Origin of the sequence: Haloferax chudinovii (assembly GCF_042663345.1) — an archaeon.
Lineage (GTDB): Archaea > Halobacteriota > Halobacteria > Halobacteriales > Haloferacaceae > Haloferax > Haloferax chudinovii.
Genome location: NZ_JBHTAB010000007.1, coordinates 143,011 through 156,066, shown reverse-complemented (window position 1 = coordinate 156,066; position 13,056 = coordinate 143,011). Strand labels below are relative to the sequence as shown.

The 13,056-nt window shown below is 68.7% G+C and carries 15 protein-coding genes; 4 read left to right on the top strand and 11 right to left on the bottom strand.

What is annotated here, in order from left to right; translation table 11 throughout:
- Positions 1-15 precede the first annotated feature (15 nt).
- Positions 16-609 carry an imidazoleglycerol-phosphate dehydratase HisB gene (hisB, locus tag ACFQI8_RS13555; protein ID WP_390245626.1) on the bottom strand — a complete coding sequence of 198 codons (594 nt, stop codon included), beginning with the start codon at positions 607-609 and terminating at the stop codon, positions 16-18.
- A 123-nt stretch (positions 610-732) separates the two neighbouring features.
- Between hisB and ACFQI8_RS13550 the strand changes: the two genes are divergently transcribed.
- A complete protein-coding gene (locus ACFQI8_RS13550; RefSeq protein ID WP_390245624.1) occupies positions 733-879 on the top strand; it encodes a hypothetical protein in 147 nt (48 codons plus the stop codon).
- Between the two features lie 57 nt (positions 880-936).
- Positions 937-1,125, top strand: a complete 189-nt coding sequence (locus ACFQI8_RS13545) for a hypothetical protein (protein WP_390245622.1) — start codon at positions 937-939, stop codon at positions 1,123-1,125.
- A gap of 45 nt (positions 1,126-1,170) precedes the next feature.
- Here the strand turns inward: ACFQI8_RS13545 and hisA are convergent, their stop codons facing one another.
- The gene (gene hisA, locus ACFQI8_RS13540; protein WP_390245620.1) at positions 1,171-1,887 is read right to left on the bottom strand and encodes a 1-(5-phosphoribosyl)-5-[(5-phosphoribosylamino)methylideneamino]imidazole-4-carboxamide isomerase; all 717 of its coding nucleotides are present in this window, start codon (positions 1,885-1,887) and stop codon (positions 1,171-1,173) included.
- A gap of 153 nt (positions 1,888-2,040) precedes the next feature.
- On the opposite strand from hisA, the gene glmM reads away from it, so the two are divergent.
- A complete protein-coding gene (gene glmM, locus ACFQI8_RS13535; RefSeq protein WP_390245618.1) occupies positions 2,041-3,405 on the top strand; it encodes a phosphoglucosamine mutase in 1,365 nt (454 codons plus the stop codon).
- 685 nt (positions 3,406-4,090) lie between these two features.
- Here glmM and ACFQI8_RS13530 read toward each other — a convergent pair.
- The 6 genes from ACFQI8_RS13530 to ACFQI8_RS13505 form a co-directional block, all read right to left on the bottom strand.
- Positions 4,091-4,342: a hypothetical protein gene (locus tag ACFQI8_RS13530; protein ID WP_390245616.1), complete on the bottom strand. Its 252-nt coding sequence runs from the start codon at positions 4,340-4,342 to the stop codon at positions 4,091-4,093.
- Between the two features lie 90 nt (positions 4,343-4,432).
- Positions 4,433-4,801, bottom strand: a complete 369-nt coding sequence (gene hisI / locus ACFQI8_RS13525) for a phosphoribosyl-AMP cyclohydrolase (RefSeq protein WP_390245614.1) — start codon at positions 4,799-4,801, stop codon at positions 4,433-4,435.
- Between the two features lie 81 nt (positions 4,802-4,882).
- Complete coding sequence (locus ACFQI8_RS13520; RefSeq protein ID WP_390245612.1) at positions 4,883-5,935, bottom strand: A24 family peptidase; 1,053 nt, start codon at positions 5,933-5,935, stop codon at positions 4,883-4,885.
- A gap of 73 nt (positions 5,936-6,008) precedes the next feature.
- A complete protein-coding gene (locus ACFQI8_RS13515) occupies positions 6,009-6,950 on the bottom strand; it encodes a hypothetical protein (RefSeq protein WP_390245610.1) in 942 nt (313 codons plus the stop codon).
- Between the two features lie 119 nt (positions 6,951-7,069).
- On the bottom strand, positions 7,070-7,459 hold the full coding sequence (fer, locus tag ACFQI8_RS13510) for a ferredoxin Fer (protein ID WP_390245608.1): 390 nt from the start codon (positions 7,457-7,459) through the stop codon (positions 7,070-7,072).
- A gap of 138 nt (positions 7,460-7,597) precedes the next feature.
- Complete coding sequence (locus tag ACFQI8_RS13505; RefSeq protein ID WP_390245720.1) at positions 7,598-8,719, bottom strand: inorganic phosphate transporter; 1,122 nt, start codon at positions 8,717-8,719, stop codon at positions 7,598-7,600.
- Positions 8,720-8,799: 80 nt separating this feature from the next.
- On the opposite strand from ACFQI8_RS13505, the gene ACFQI8_RS13500 reads away from it, so the two are divergent.
- Positions 8,800-8,997 carry a hypothetical protein gene (locus tag ACFQI8_RS13500; RefSeq protein ID WP_390245606.1) on the top strand — a complete coding sequence of 66 codons (198 nt, stop codon included), beginning with the start codon at positions 8,800-8,802 and terminating at the stop codon, positions 8,995-8,997.
- Here ACFQI8_RS13500 and ACFQI8_RS13495 read toward each other — a convergent pair.
- The 3 genes from ACFQI8_RS13495 to ACFQI8_RS13485 all read right to left on the bottom strand — a co-directional run bounded on the left by ACFQI8_RS13495 (position 8,954) and on the right by ACFQI8_RS13485 (position 12,946).
- Positions 8,954-10,249: an O-acetylhomoserine aminocarboxypropyltransferase/cysteine synthase family protein gene (locus tag ACFQI8_RS13495; RefSeq protein ID WP_390245604.1), complete on the bottom strand. Its 1,296-nt coding sequence runs from the start codon at positions 10,247-10,249 to the stop codon at positions 8,954-8,956. The two genes, ACFQI8_RS13500 and ACFQI8_RS13495, sit on opposite strands and share 44 nt — an antisense overlap.
- A 133-nt stretch (positions 10,250-10,382) precedes the next feature.
- Positions 10,383-11,630, bottom strand: coding sequence for a homoserine O-acetyltransferase MetX (metX, locus tag ACFQI8_RS13490; RefSeq protein ID WP_390245602.1), 1,248 nt, complete (start codon positions 11,628-11,630; stop codon positions 10,383-10,385).
- A complete protein-coding gene (locus tag ACFQI8_RS13485) occupies positions 11,627-12,946 on the bottom strand; it encodes an O-acetylhomoserine aminocarboxypropyltransferase/cysteine synthase family protein (protein WP_390245600.1) in 1,320 nt (439 codons plus the stop codon). The genes metX and ACFQI8_RS13485 overlap by 4 nt, the downstream gene beginning before the upstream one ends.
- Between the last annotated feature and the right edge of the window lie 110 nt (positions 12,947-13,056).

The following is a 13,056-nucleotide window of genomic DNA, read 5'->3' as shown; positions in this document are numbered from 1 at the left end:
GAGAGAAGACGGCGACTACAGTTTTCCTTTCGTGCTCGGCGTGTCCGAGCGCCGCGGGTCCACGCGGGTCGCGTCGTCGAGCGACCGCGCCAGCGCCTTGAACAGCGCCTCGACCTCGTGGTGGGCGTTGTCGCCCTCGACGCCCGCGTGGAGCGTGAGGCCGGCGTTCATGGCGAGCGACATGGCGAAGTGCTCGGCCATGTGGCTGGTGAACTCGCCGACGGAAGGCTGGGAAAACTCGCCCGAGAACTCGAAGAAGGGGCGACCCGACACGTCCACGACGACCGAGGCGACGGCCTCGTCGAGCGGGACTTTCCGGTCGGCGTAGCGGACGATGCCGCGCTTGTCGCCGAGCGCTTCGGTGAACGCCTCGCCGAGGACGATAGCCACGTCCTCGACGGTGTGGTGGTCGTCGATGTGGAGGTCGCCGTCGCACTGGACGGTCAGGTCGAACAGGCCGTGTTTGGCGAAGGCCTCCAGCATGTGGTCGAAGAATCCGATACCGGTGTCGACGACCGCGTCGCCGTCGCCGTCGATGGACAGCGTCACGTCGATGGTCGTCTCGGACGTCTCGCGGGAGACGGCCGCGCGTCGGTCGGCGTCGCTCATGTCGCGTTCGAGGCGGGCCGCGCATATAGGGATTCTCGTCGTCGAACGAGGTCGACTGCGAGGCCGTCCGCGTCAGACGCCCGTCTGACGGACGTTCATGGTTTCGGACGCGTAGGGTGGGGTATGCAGCGAAAGGGAGCGGTGGTGGTGGGGTACACCATCTGCGTCGGGGGACTCCTGCTCACCGCGGGGTCCGGGGTCGCTGTCGCGCTCGGCGTCGCGCTGGTGACGCTCGCGGTCGCGGCGGCGGTGCTCGGCGGGGGCGTCTGAAATGGGAGAGACCGAATCGACGCGGCGGGAGCCGAGTCGTCCGGGGGCGAGCGACTGATGCGGCACGGAGCGACCGGCAGTCCGAAACGGGACGTCGTGACGGTCAGTATGCTCGTCCTCGCCGGTCCCTTCCTCGCGACCTCGCGCCCCGTGACCGTGAGTATCGGCGCGCTGTTCGTCGCCGTCGGCGTGTACGGGACGGTCGAGAGCCTCGTCGCGGCCGTCGGCCCGTACCTCGACGCGTAGCGCCGCGCGGCGTCTCGGGCGCGTCTCGGTGCGCCGGTGACTCGGCTACGCCTCCATGGCTTCTTCGAGCGTGAACCGCCCCTCGTAGAGCGCGGTCCCGACGACGGTCGCCGCCGCGCCCGCCTCGCGGAGCGCACGGACGTCGTCGAGCGAGGCGACGCCGCCGGAAGCGACGACCGGGATGTCGACCGCGTCGACGACCGCCGAGGTCGTATCGAGGTGGACGCCTTCGAGTCGCCCCTCCACGTCAACGTCGGTAAAGAGGATGGCCGCCGCGCCGAGGTCCTCGTAGCGAGCGGCCGCCTCTGCGGGGTTGAGGCCGGTGCCCTCGGTCCACCCGGAGACGACGACCTCGCCGTCTTTCGCGTCGAGGCTGACCATCACGCCGTCGGGGTAGTCGGCGGCGAGTTCGGCGACGATGTCGGGGCTCTCGACGGCCGCGGTACCGAGGATGACGCGGTCGACGCCGCGGTCCAAGAGGTCGCGGGCGTCGGCGGCGGTGCGGATGCCGCCGCCGAGTTGGAGCGGCACGTCGACCGCGTCGAGGACGGCGTCGACCGCCGGGGCGTTCTTCCGCTGGCCCTCGAACGCGCCGTCGAGGTCGACGAGGTGGAGCGTCTCCGCGCCGGCGTCGACCCAGCGGCGGGCGGCCTCGACCGGGTCGCCGTACGTCTTCTCGGTGCCGCGTTCGCCCTGTACGAGCTGGACGACCTCGCCGTCTTGCATGTCGACCGCGGGGACGACTTCGAACTCCGGGAACATACGTCACCGTGGGCGAGCGGCGTGCGTAAACGCACCGGATACGGCGACTCGGATGCGACACCCCGGAGTGGGCGACTCCAATCGGGCGACGAACGTAACAAGATAACCAACAGGTCGGAACGGCTTTGTCGCGCCGGAGTTCACACACACTCAATGAAACTCTTCGGTTCCAGCGGTACCCGCGGCGTGGTGGGTGAGAGCCTCACCCCGGAGTTCGTCCTCCGCGTCGCGAAGGCCGCCGGCACGGTCTGGAACGCGGACCGGGTCGCCATCGCACGCGACACCCGAACCACGGGCGAGATGTTCGTCAACGCCGCCGAGTCCGGACTGGCGAGCGTCGGCGTCGACGTGGACGACCTCGGCGTCGTCCCCACCCCCGCGGCGGTCCGCTACTGCGAGAATCAGTCCGTTCCCGGCGTCGTCATCACGGCCTCGCACAACCCCCCGGAGTTCAACGGCGTCAAGCTCGTCGGCGACGACGGCGTCGAACTCGCCGTCGAGGAGCTAGAGCGCATCGAAGACCACATCCTCGCCGAGGAGTTCGACGTGGCCGAGTGGGACGCCGTCGGGAGCGTCCGGTCGGTCGAGACCGCGAACGACGACTACCGCGAGGACCTCCTCGCCAACGTCGACCGCGAGCAGATCGCCGACGCGAACCTCACGGTCGCGGTCGACCCCGGCCACGGTGCCGGGTCGCTCGTCACGCCCGACTTCCTCCGCGAACTCGGCTGTGAGGTCCGCACCGTCAACGCCCAGCCCGACGGTCACTTCCCCGGTCGTCAGTCCGAGCCGGTCCCCGAGAACCTCCGCGACCTCGAACGCCTCGTCCGCGCGACCGACGCCGACGTGGGAATCGCTCACGACGGCGACGCCGACCGGGCCGTCTTCGTGAACGAACGCGGCGAGTGCATCTCCGGCGAGGCGTCGCTGGCCGCCCTCGCGGCCGCCGCCCTCGAACCGGGCGACGCGACCGTCTCCGCGGTGAACGTCTCCCAGCGCCTCGTCGACGTCTGCGAGGAGGTCGGTGCCGACCTCGAACTCACGCCCATCGGCGCGACGAACCTCATCACCCGCGTCCGCGAACTCTGGCGCGAGGGCCGGAACGTCCCCGTCGCGGGCGAGGGCAACGGGGGCGTGTTCTACCCCAACTACCGCCTCGTCCGCGACGGCGCGTACATCGCGGCGAAGTTCCTCGAACTCGTCGCCGAGCGCCCGCCGAGCGAACTCGTCGCGCCCTACGAGGGCTACGACAACGTCCGCATCAACCTCGAATACGACGAGGAAGCCGAGTTGACGGCGATGCTCAACGCCGCCGCCGACTACGCCGAATCGGCCGACGCGACGCCGAACACGACAGACGGCTACCGCCTCGACTACGGCGACGCGTGGGTGCTCGTCCGACCCTCGGGGACCGAGCCGAAGGTCCGCGTCTACGCCGAAGGTCGCTCCGAGGAGCGCGCGACCGAACTCGCCGAGGACGCCGCCGACGCGCTCCGACGCGCGGTCGCGACGCTGTAATCGGTCCGAACAACGCTTTTTTGAACGGGAGATGCTCATCGGGACAACCCGCAACACATCAAACCCCCTTCAGATGCTTCGTTAAGACTTCCGGACCCAGAACCAAATTCGGCTTTAGAGCCCCAAAAGACCCGTTTGTAGATGTCTAAGGGTATTTACTAAAGTTTAAGAATTTTGTCGGTTAACGATTTAATCGAGAAGTGACGCTGGAGGAACAATGAGCCCTCTCTGTAGGGGCTGAGCCCTCCCGGCGTCCGCTTACCGTCGAAAGGGAAGCGATGATCCCTCTCTGCAGGGGCTGAGTTCTCTTTCGGGGTGGATTTTACCTTAGAGTCGGTGGTCTCGAACTACGTTACTAGCGACGGCACAGTCGCCTTTCCGCTGGTTTCGATGCCACGAGTAGGCCGCTAAGTCGGCGATTTGTAGCCCCGGTACCGACCTGCTATCTTGGGTTGTGAATGTAGTAGGTACACCGATCTCCTCGTGAGAATCAAAGCATCCACCGACGACGTCTGCGGGGGCGTCCCACACAGTATCGTCCAGTATAACGTTGATTTCGTCGATCACGTCGAGGTTCATCACTCCCTCTTGGAAGAGCGGGCTGACAGCCGAGATAAAACTCATCGACCGTATCATGGCGCGGACGCTCGACTCGGAGCGGTTCCACGCTGACGTTTTCCGTTCCTCACAGGCTAATCGCCGCGAACAGGAGCGCCAGCGCGCCGAACACCAACAGCATGAAGCCGCGTTCGAGGTCGTCGCCGTCGAGTTCGTCGTCCGGCGGGTCCTCGCGGGTCGGGTCGAGGACGAACTCCGGGTCGTCCGAGCGGGCGACCCGGCGGGCGGCCGCGGCGCTCTTGAGCAGTCGGCCGCCGAGGGCGAAACAGCTCAGTCCCACGACGACGGCGACCAGCGAAATCGGATTGACGCTCAGCATCGGCCCGCGGCCGCGGTCATCGGTCGGTCGCCACGGGGGTCGCCGTGGTCGTCGCGCCGGTCGCGCCCGTCATCGGTCGGCTCGCATCGGTCACTCGTCGCCGTAGACCGCGTCGGGGTCGAAGACGCGCTCGCCGACGTGCTCGCCCTCGACGGTGCGGTAGAAACACGACCGGTGGCCGGTGTGGCACGCGCCGACGTTCTGGTCGACGAGGTACAGCAGGGTGTCGGCGTCGCAGTCGACGCGGACCTCCCGAATCTCCTGTGTGTGGCCGCTCGAAGCCCCCTTCTCCCAGAGTTCGTCGCGGCTCCGCGAGTAGTAGTGCGCCCGGCCCGTCTCGATGGTCCGGTCGAGCGCCTCCGGCGAGACGTACGCCAGCATGAGCACCTCTCCGGAGTCGGCGTCCTGCGCCACGGCGGGGACGAGCCCGTCCTCGCCGAAGTCGACATCGACGGTCATGATTCGGGGCACGCGGTCGTGGGGGTTATCTCTTGTGCGTCGCCGCGCGAAAGGCGCGCCCGGCCGGTTCTCCGCGGCGACTCAGACGATACCGAGCGCGCCGAGAATGCCGAAGAGGACGTCGCCGTAGACGAACGCGACGACGAGGCCGACGAACATGGGGACGAGAAACGGAATGCCCGGGGAGATCCACACCGACTCGCGGGACGCCACGAGGTCCAGTCCGCCGCGGAGTTTCTCGGGCGACGTGCCGTAGGCGCTCCCCTCGATGCTGTCGAGGAACCGGGCCGCACCCCACGGGTCGTCGGACGACGCGTCCGAGTCGGCTTCGCGGCCGTCGTCTCCGGCGGCGTCTCCTCCGGCGGCGTCCGCGGTCTCGCCGTCGCCGTCGAAATCGGCCGACGTGCCGCCGTCGGTGGCCGCGCGGTGGACCGCGCCGTCCGTCGGGTCGAACGTCTCGTCGATGCTGTCGGGGTCGCGGAGCGCGTCCGGGTTCGAACGCAGGTCCGCGAGCGTCAGGCCGCGCCAGCGCAGGTACATCCGGAGCGCGTCGAGGTCGAGGCCGTTCCGCGTGACGCCCTCGGGCGACTCGAACAGGCGGCCGTGGGCCGTCGAGAGCGACGACACGGAGACGCGGCGGCCGACGAACGAGATGGGGAGCTCGAACTCGCCGTCGGCGAGGTTTCGGGCGGCGAGGAAAAGCGGGTAGGCGAGGCCGGCGATGACCGTGTTCGTGAGAACCGTCATCGAGAAGACGCCGAGGCGGGTGGCGGCGAGCGGGAACTCCGTCCCGGCGAGGGTGTAGCTGGGAAACGTCGGGAGCAGGACGGCGAACACCATGAGCGCCTTCGCGTCCGCGCCGCCGAAGCCGCCGAGCCGCCAGAACAGATACGAAAGCGGGACGACGAGACAGACGCTCACGCCGACGCGAATCAGGTAGAGTCGGTCGAAGACGGTCTCGGGCGGGAGGTGGCCGACCAGTTCCCACGCGAGCAGGACGACGCCCAGCGCCGCCAGCGGATACCAGACGACGTTGGGGACGCGGCGCGTGCGAACGTCGCGTACCGCGGTCCACGCGAGAACGGGGAGCACCGCCAACCGCAGGAGGTCGGGGAGCGTGCCGATACCGAACATACCCGCAGACTGGGGGCAGGGGAGTTAGGTGTTCGGGACGGGTATCAATCCTGAAACCGACCCCGCTGGGAGGTCAGAACGCCGCGAGTTCGACGAAGCCGACGAGTCGAATCGAAAGCGAGAACAGCGCCATCGCGGCCGCGGGAACCCACACCGACGCCGAGCGGTGGTAGCCGAAGGCGGCGACCCCGAACGCGAGCGCCCGCAGGGCGTGCTCAATACCGCCGGGAACGTCGGCGAAGGCGGTTCCGAGCGCGACCACGCCGAGCAGTCCGAAGGCGAAGACGGGAGCGAGCACCGGCCGCGAGAGCGGGCGAAGCGACCGTTCGACCGCGCTTCGGTACGTCACGCCGGCGGCGACGCAACCGCAGACGGCGGCGACGAGGAGGAGGGAAACGATGGTGACCCGCCACGGTTTCGGAAAGACGACGAGCGTGAAGGCGGCGTCGCGAAGCACCGAGCGAAAGAGCGTCGCGAGCGCGGCCGTCGCGGCGACCGCGCGAGCGGGCGAGAGGCCGACCCGCGACGAGACGAGGTCGAACACGACCGCGACGAGGAGTCCGAACCCGAGCCCCGCGAGCGCCACGTCTTCGGCGACCTGAACTGCCGCCGTTACGACCGACGCCTCGGGGTGGTACGTCCACCCGACGAGCGCGGCGAACGAGGCGTCGAAGCCGACCGCGAGGAGGGCGCTCGCCGCGACGACGGCGAGACCCGGCGCGAGGACCGCCGCCAGCGCGTCGGCGATGCGGGAGCGCTCGGGGAGTCCGAACGGAAGCGAGACGCCGCGGGAGCGCGCGTAGGCGAGCGTCGGAACCGCGAGTCCGGCGACGTTCGGCGACGCGAGCGCGCCGACCACCGGGACGCCGAGAACTCTGAGCGCCACCCAGTAGCTGACCGCGCTCGCCACCGTGAGACAGGCGAGAAACAGTCCGATTCGACCGAGTTCGGTCGCTTCGGTCGGGAAGGGCAGGTCGGCACGGAGCTCGCGGACGGCGGTCGTGAGCCTCGACACGGGAAAAGCGACTGCGTCGCGGGACAAATCGCTGTCGGCCTCGCGATTCGCGGGGCGGACAAACGGCGTACCCGCGGGTCACGGGTCGGTGCGTCGAAAGAAATGTGCGGGTGAACGCCTCAGATGACGCGGTTCTGCAGGTAGTCGAGGTGCTTCGCGTTGTAGACGATCTTGACCTCGTCCTCGATAGGCGAACCGATGCAGGTGAGACGGACGTCCTTCTCGTTGACTTCTTCGTCCGAGAGAATCTGCTGCATGTCCATGTCGATTTCGCCCTCTTTCAGAATGGCCGCGCAGTTCGCACAGGCACCTGCGCGACAGCTGAAGGGCCAGTCGTAGCCCTGAGCCTCGGCGGCTTCCAGGATGTACTCGCCCTGGTTGACTTCCATCTCACCGTAGTCTTCCGCGTCGAGACCGGCGTCAGCCGCCTCTTCAAAGAGGTCGTCGTCGTCGAGGTCCCAGCCGTTGTCGTCGAGAACTTCGTAGTTGAGGTAGGTTACCGTGGGCATCGACAGAGGATTCGAAGGCCACCCCATTAGACTTTGCTGTTCCGTGCGCCGAATTCGATTCGCACCGCGGCGATGGCTCCGTTTGTTTCATTGTTGACCGTGATAGTCCCGGAACGGCGGCCGCGACGGGTGACCGCGTCAGATAATGTTAGCCGAGAATAACGCGTACGACGCGAGCGCCGAAAGCGAGGGCGTGAGCATCCAAAAGAAGATGACGCGCCCGGTCGTGCCGGGGTCGAACAGGTCCTGTGCGGAGAGTTCGTCCGGCGCTTCCTCGCCCATCTTCGGCACCTCGTCCTCTCGCTCGGCGGCGAGCGCGTTGACCGACACCTTCGGGGCCTCGCCGCCGCTCAGTGCCTCGCCGATGGTGACGGTGCGGGTCGCCCGGCCCCAGCCGAGTCCGACGATACACATCGTCGCGCTCACGGCGAGACTGGCGGGGATGCCGATGGCCGACAGGAAGGAGATGAGCGACGCGCTCACCGCCTCGACGATGAGCGCCGCGAGGATGGGCAGTTGCGTGAGGTCGTTGCCGACCGTGTCGAGCGTCCGGCGGGCGATGGTGAACGCGCCGACGCCGATAGCGCCGCCGGCGACGAGAATGCCCGTGTTCATCTCGAGCGCGCCGTTGCCGACGAGCGGGGCGACCGCGTTGGCGACGTTCGACGCGCCCGCGGAGAACGCCATGTAACAGGCGACGACGACGACGAGGACGGTGCTTCCGAACTCGCGGTAGGTCGTGTTCGGTCCGAGTCGCGGCCGCGGGACGCCGCCGTCGCGGTCGAGCGCGACGAGCGCGCCGGGACTCCGGTCGAGTTTGAGCCACGCGTCGAGGTAGGGATAGACGTACCGCCCGATGACCGCACAGACCCAGAAGGCGATGACCGGCGCGACGATCCACCACGAGATGATTTCGAGCATCACGCCGGCGTCGAGCGACCCGTGGGCGAGGCCGAGCCCCGCGATGGCCCCGACCGCCGTCATCGACGTGGAGGCGGGGACGCCGAAGGTGTTGGAGACCAACAGCGCGAGGCCGACGAAAAAGAGGACGGCGACGCTCGCCGCGAGAGTGAACTCGTTTTGCGGGACGATTTCGCCGCCCATCTTGGCGACGACCTCCCTCCCGAGGGTCCACCCACCGAGGAGCGCGAACCCGGTCATCAGCGCCGCGGCGGCGAGTTTCCCGAGCACGTCGCTCCCGACCGCGGGGCCGAAGGCGACCCCCGTGGACGAGCCGCCGATGTTGAATCCGACGAACACTGCCACCAAGAGACCGACGAAGAGGAGTGCTTCTACCACGAAGTTACCTACTGGCGCAGGCACAAAAGGGACAGCGGTCGGTGTCCAGTCAGTCCGACGACGACGACGCCGCCGACGCTGACGCCAACGATGACGCCGACACCGACACCGACACCGACACCGACACCGACACCGACACCGACACCGACACCGACGACGGGGCGACCGGGAGCGACTCGTCCGAGGCGAGCGCGCTCAGTTCGACGCGGCGCGAATCGCCTGATCGAGGTCGTCGATGATGTCGTCGACGTCCTCGATGCCGACCGACAGCCGGACCATGTCTGGCGTGACGCCCGCGGCGGCCTGCTCGTCTTCGGTGAGCTGTTGGTGCGTCGTGGACGCCGGGTGGATGACGAGCGTCTTCGCGTCGCCGACGTTGGCGAGGAGCGACGCGAGTTCGACGTTGTTGACGGTGCCCTTGGCGGCCTCGTAGCCGTCGGTGAGGCCGAACGTTATCATGCCGCCGTAGCCGCCGTCGAGGTACTTCGACGCCTCCTCGTGGGTCTCGTGGGATTCGAGGCCGGGGTAGTTCACCCACGACACCTTCTCGTGGTCGTCGAGGAACTCCGCGACGGCCTGCGCGTTCTCGCAGTGGGCGCGCATCCGAAGCGGGAGCGATTCGAGCTTTTCGAGGGTCTGCCACGCGTCGAACGGCGACTGGGCGTTGCCGAGGTCGCGCAGGCCGCGGGCGATGCCGGCGTAGGTGAAGCCGGCGGGGCCGAACGTCTCGTCGAAGTTGACGCCGTGGTACGCCGGGTTCGGCTTCGCGATTTCGGGGTAGTCGTCGGCGTACTCGTCCCACGGGAAGGTGCCGCCGTCGACGAGGATGCCGCCGATGGTCGTGCCGGCCCCGTGAATCCACTTCGTCGTGGACTGCCAGACGAGGTCCGCGCCGTGTTCGATGGGGTTGCAGAGGTAGGGCGTCGCGAACGTGTTGTCCACGAAAAGCGGCGTCCCGTGGTCGTGGGCGACCTCGGCGATGGCCTCGATGTCGGGCGTCACGAGCGCCGGGTTGCCGATGGTTTCGAGGTGGACGAAGGCGGTATCGTCGTCGATGGCCTCCTCGTAGGCGTCGACGTCGAGGGTGTCGACGAACCGGGTCGTGACGCCGCGGCGCTCGACGGTGTGGGTGAGGTAGGTGTAGGTCCCGCCGTACAGCGACGACGCGGAGACGATGTTGTCGCCGGCCGAGGCGAGCAGGAAGGTGGCGAGGTCGAACGCGGCCATCCCGGACGACGTGGCGACCGCGCCCACGCCGCCTTCGAGCGACGCGAGGCGCTCCTGCAACATCCCGACGGTCGGGTTCATCAGCCGCGAGTAGATGTGGCCCGGCTTTTCGAGGGCGAACTGCGCGGCGGCGTCGGCGGCGTCTTCGAAGACGTACGAGGTAGTTTGGTACAGCGGCGGCGCGCGCGCGCCCGTCGCTGAGTCGGGGCTCTGTCCGGCGTGGAGGCTCCGCGTGTGGAAGCCCGGGCTGTCGTCGTCGCTCATACCTCGACCGTCGAAGCGGACGAGGGTAAAGCGCGGTGGCGGTCGCAATTCCCGCCGGGTTCTGCGACGCGGTAGCAGTCGACGGGAAACCCCTGAGAACCGGGGGCGAAACGCCGCGACGACCGCCCGCGTCTCAGCGCGAGAACAGCGAGGAGTGAACGGGCGCGAAGTCCTCTTCCTCGTCGGGGTCGCCGCCGTCGGTCGCGGTGTCGGTTACGGCGCGACCCGCGACGCCCTCGTCGACGAAGTCGCCGAGCGGCGGCCCGACCTTCTCGGGTTCGACGAGGAACGCGTCGTGGCCGTGGTCGGACTCGACGACGTGGTGGGCGACCGGCACGTCGACGCGGCGGAACGCGCCCGCCAGCGACTCGGACTGCTCGGTCGTGAAATGCCAGTCGCCGGTGAAAGAGACGAGGAGCGACTCGCCCTCGAAGGCGGCGAGGGCGGCCGCGTCGGACTCGTAGCCCTCCGAGAGGTCGAAGTCGTCCATGGCGCGCGTGAGGTACAGATACGCGTTGGCGTCGAAGCGCTCGGCGAACTTCTCGGCCTGATAGTCGAGGTAGGACTCGACCTCGCGGTACGGGAAAAAGGCGGCCGCGGGGTCCGACGGGAAGGCGTCGCCGCGGTCGCCGCGGCCGGCGGAGCGCCGGCCGAACTTGCGCTCCATCGAGTCCTTCGAGAGGTACATCAGGTGGCCGAGTTGGCGGGCGAGGCCGAGGCCCGCGTCGGGCGAGGGACGGTCCTCGCCGTAGTAGTCGCCGCCGTTCCAGTTCGGGTCCGAGGTGATGGCGCGGCGGGCGACGGCGTCGATACCGAGACACTGCGAGTCGAGGCGGGCCGCGGAGGCGACGACCGCGAGGCGCTCCACGTCGTCGGGGAACTGCACGGCCCAGTCGAGGGCGTTCATGCCGCCGACGGAGCCGCCGACGACGGCGTGTAAGCGGCCGACGCCGAGGTGGTCGAGCAGGCGGCGCTGGGCGCGGGTCCAGTCGTGGACGGTGACCGGCGGGAAGTCGGTCCCCCACGGCTCGCCGTCCGGCCCCTCGCTGGCCGGGCCGCTGGTGCCGTAACACGACCCCGGAACGTTCACGCAGATGACGTAGTAGTCGTTCGTGTCGAGCGCCTTCCCCGGCCCGACGATGTCGCCCCACCACGCGCGGGCCTGCCCGGAGACGCCCGAGTCGGTGCCGTGGCCGGCGACGTGCTGGCTCCCGGTGAGCCCGTGACAGACGAGGACGGCGTTCTGCCCGTCGAACTCGCCGTAGGCCTCGTAGGCGACTTTCAGGTCGGGCAGTATCTCGCCCGACTCGAACTCGTGTTCCCCGATGTCGACGACGTCGGATTCGACCCGGCGACCGGGCGTGGTTCGCGTGCGGCTCATTGTCTCTTCGAGTCCCCGTCGGCCTGCTGACCCAAGGCGTGTTCGATTGCCTGATCGAGGTCGGCGATGATGTCGTCGGCGTCCTCGATGCCGACAGACAGCCGGAGCATATCGGGTTCGACGCCCGCCGCGCACTGTTCGTCCATCGAGAGCTGGGCGTGCGTGGTCGACGCGGGGTGGATGAGAAGCGACTTCGCGTCGCCGATGTTGGCGAGGAAGCTCACGAGGTCGACCGACTCGCAGACGGTTTTTGCGGCCCCGTAGGCCGCCTCGTCGTCCTCGCCGTCGAGGCCGAAGGTGACCATGCCGGCGTAGCCGCCCTGCAGGTACTCCGAGGCGAGGTCGTGGGTCTCGTGGTCCTCGAAGCCGGGGTAGGTGACCCACGCGACGCCGTCGCGGTCGCGGAGGAACTCGGCGACTTGGCGGGCGTTGTCGCAGTGGGCGCGCATCCGGAGCGCGAGCGTCTCGACGCCCTGCAAGGTCTGCCACGCGTCGAACGGCGACTGGCAACTGCCGGTGCTCCTGACGGCGCGCTGGCGGACGGCCTCGGCGAAGGCGCGCTCGCCGAACCGCTCGACGAAGTCGACGCCGAACGCGGGGTTCTCCCCGGAGAGTTCGTCGTAGTCGGCCGCGTCCCACGGGAAGGTTCCGCCGTCGACGACGACACCGCCGACGGTCGTGCCGGAGCCGTGGAGCCACTTCGTCGTGGACTCCCAGACGATGTCAGCGCCGTGTTCGATGGGCCGGCAGAGCGCGGGCGTGGCGAACGTGTTGTCGACGACGAGCGGGACGCGGTGCTCGTGGGCGACCTCGGCGACGGCCGCGAAGTCCGGCGTCTTCAGCGAGGGGTTCGCCACCGTCTCGACGTGAACGAAGGCGGTGTCGTCGTCGATGGCTTCCTCGTAGGCGTCCACGTCGAGGGTGTCGACGGTCCGGGGTTCGATGCCGCGTCTGACGGCGGTCTTCGAGAAGTACGAGGCCGTGCCGCCGTACATGTCCTCCGAGAGGACGACGTTGTCGCCGACGGACGCGAGGACGGTCGTGAGCGCGTCGAGGGCACCCATCCCCGAGGCGGTGGCGACCGCGTCGACGCCCGCTTCGAGGGCGGCGAGGCGGCGTTCGAGGATGCGGGTCGTCGGATTGGAGATGCGGGAGTAGACGTCGCCGTCGGCTTCGAGGGCGTACAGGTCCGCGGCGTGGTCCGCGTCGTCGAAGACGTACGACGTGGTCTGATAGAGCGGCGGGGCGCGGGCCCCTGTCGCCGGGTCCGGGTCCTGTCCGGCGTGGAGGCCGAGCGTGCGGAAGCCTCGGTTCATGTATCAGGTGCATAATCTTCGACGGACGAATAACCGTCAGTTACGGCAAGCGTTGCCCGTGGTTGGCGGCGGGAGCGACCACGGAGAGCGGGGACGACGGGAACGCGGCG

Coding starts and splice junctions, on each gene's coding strand:
- hisB (WP_390245626.1), bottom strand. CDS start 609: ATGAGCGACGCCGACCGACGCGCGGCCGTCTCCCGCGAGACGTCCGAG.
- ACFQI8_RS13550 (WP_390245624.1), top strand. CDS start 733: ATGCAGCGAAAGGGAGCGGTGGTGGTGGGGTACACCATCTGCGTCGGG.
- ACFQI8_RS13545 (WP_390245622.1), top strand. CDS start 937: ATGCGGCACGGAGCGACCGGCAGTCCGAAACGGGACGTCGTGACGGTC.
- hisA (WP_390245620.1), bottom strand. CDS start 1,887: ATGTTCCCGGAGTTCGAAGTCGTCCCCGCGGTCGACATGCAAGACGGC.
- glmM (WP_390245618.1), top strand. CDS start 2,041: ATGAAACTCTTCGGTTCCAGCGGTACCCGCGGCGTGGTGGGTGAGAGC.
- ACFQI8_RS13530 (WP_390245616.1), bottom strand. CDS start 4,342: ATGCTGAGCGTCAATCCGATTTCGCTGGTCGCCGTCGTCGTGGGACTG.
- hisI (WP_390245614.1), bottom strand. CDS start 4,801: ATGACCGTCGATGTCGACTTCGGCGAGGACGGGCTCGTCCCCGCCGTG.
- ACFQI8_RS13520 (WP_390245612.1), bottom strand. CDS start 5,935: ATGTTCGGTATCGGCACGCTCCCCGACCTCCTGCGGTTGGCGGTGCTC.
- fer (WP_390245608.1), bottom strand. CDS start 7,459: ATGCCCACGGTAACCTACCTCAACTACGAAGTTCTCGACGACAACGGC.
- ACFQI8_RS13495 (WP_390245604.1), bottom strand. CDS start 10,249: ATGAGCGACGACGACAGCCCGGGCTTCCACACGCGGAGCCTCCACGCC.
- metX (WP_390245602.1), bottom strand. CDS start 11,630: ATGAGCCGCACGCGAACCACGCCCGGTCGCCGGGTCGAATCCGACGTC.
- ACFQI8_RS13485 (WP_390245600.1), bottom strand. CDS start 12,946: ATGAACCGAGGCTTCCGCACGCTCGGCCTCCACGCCGGACAGGACCCG.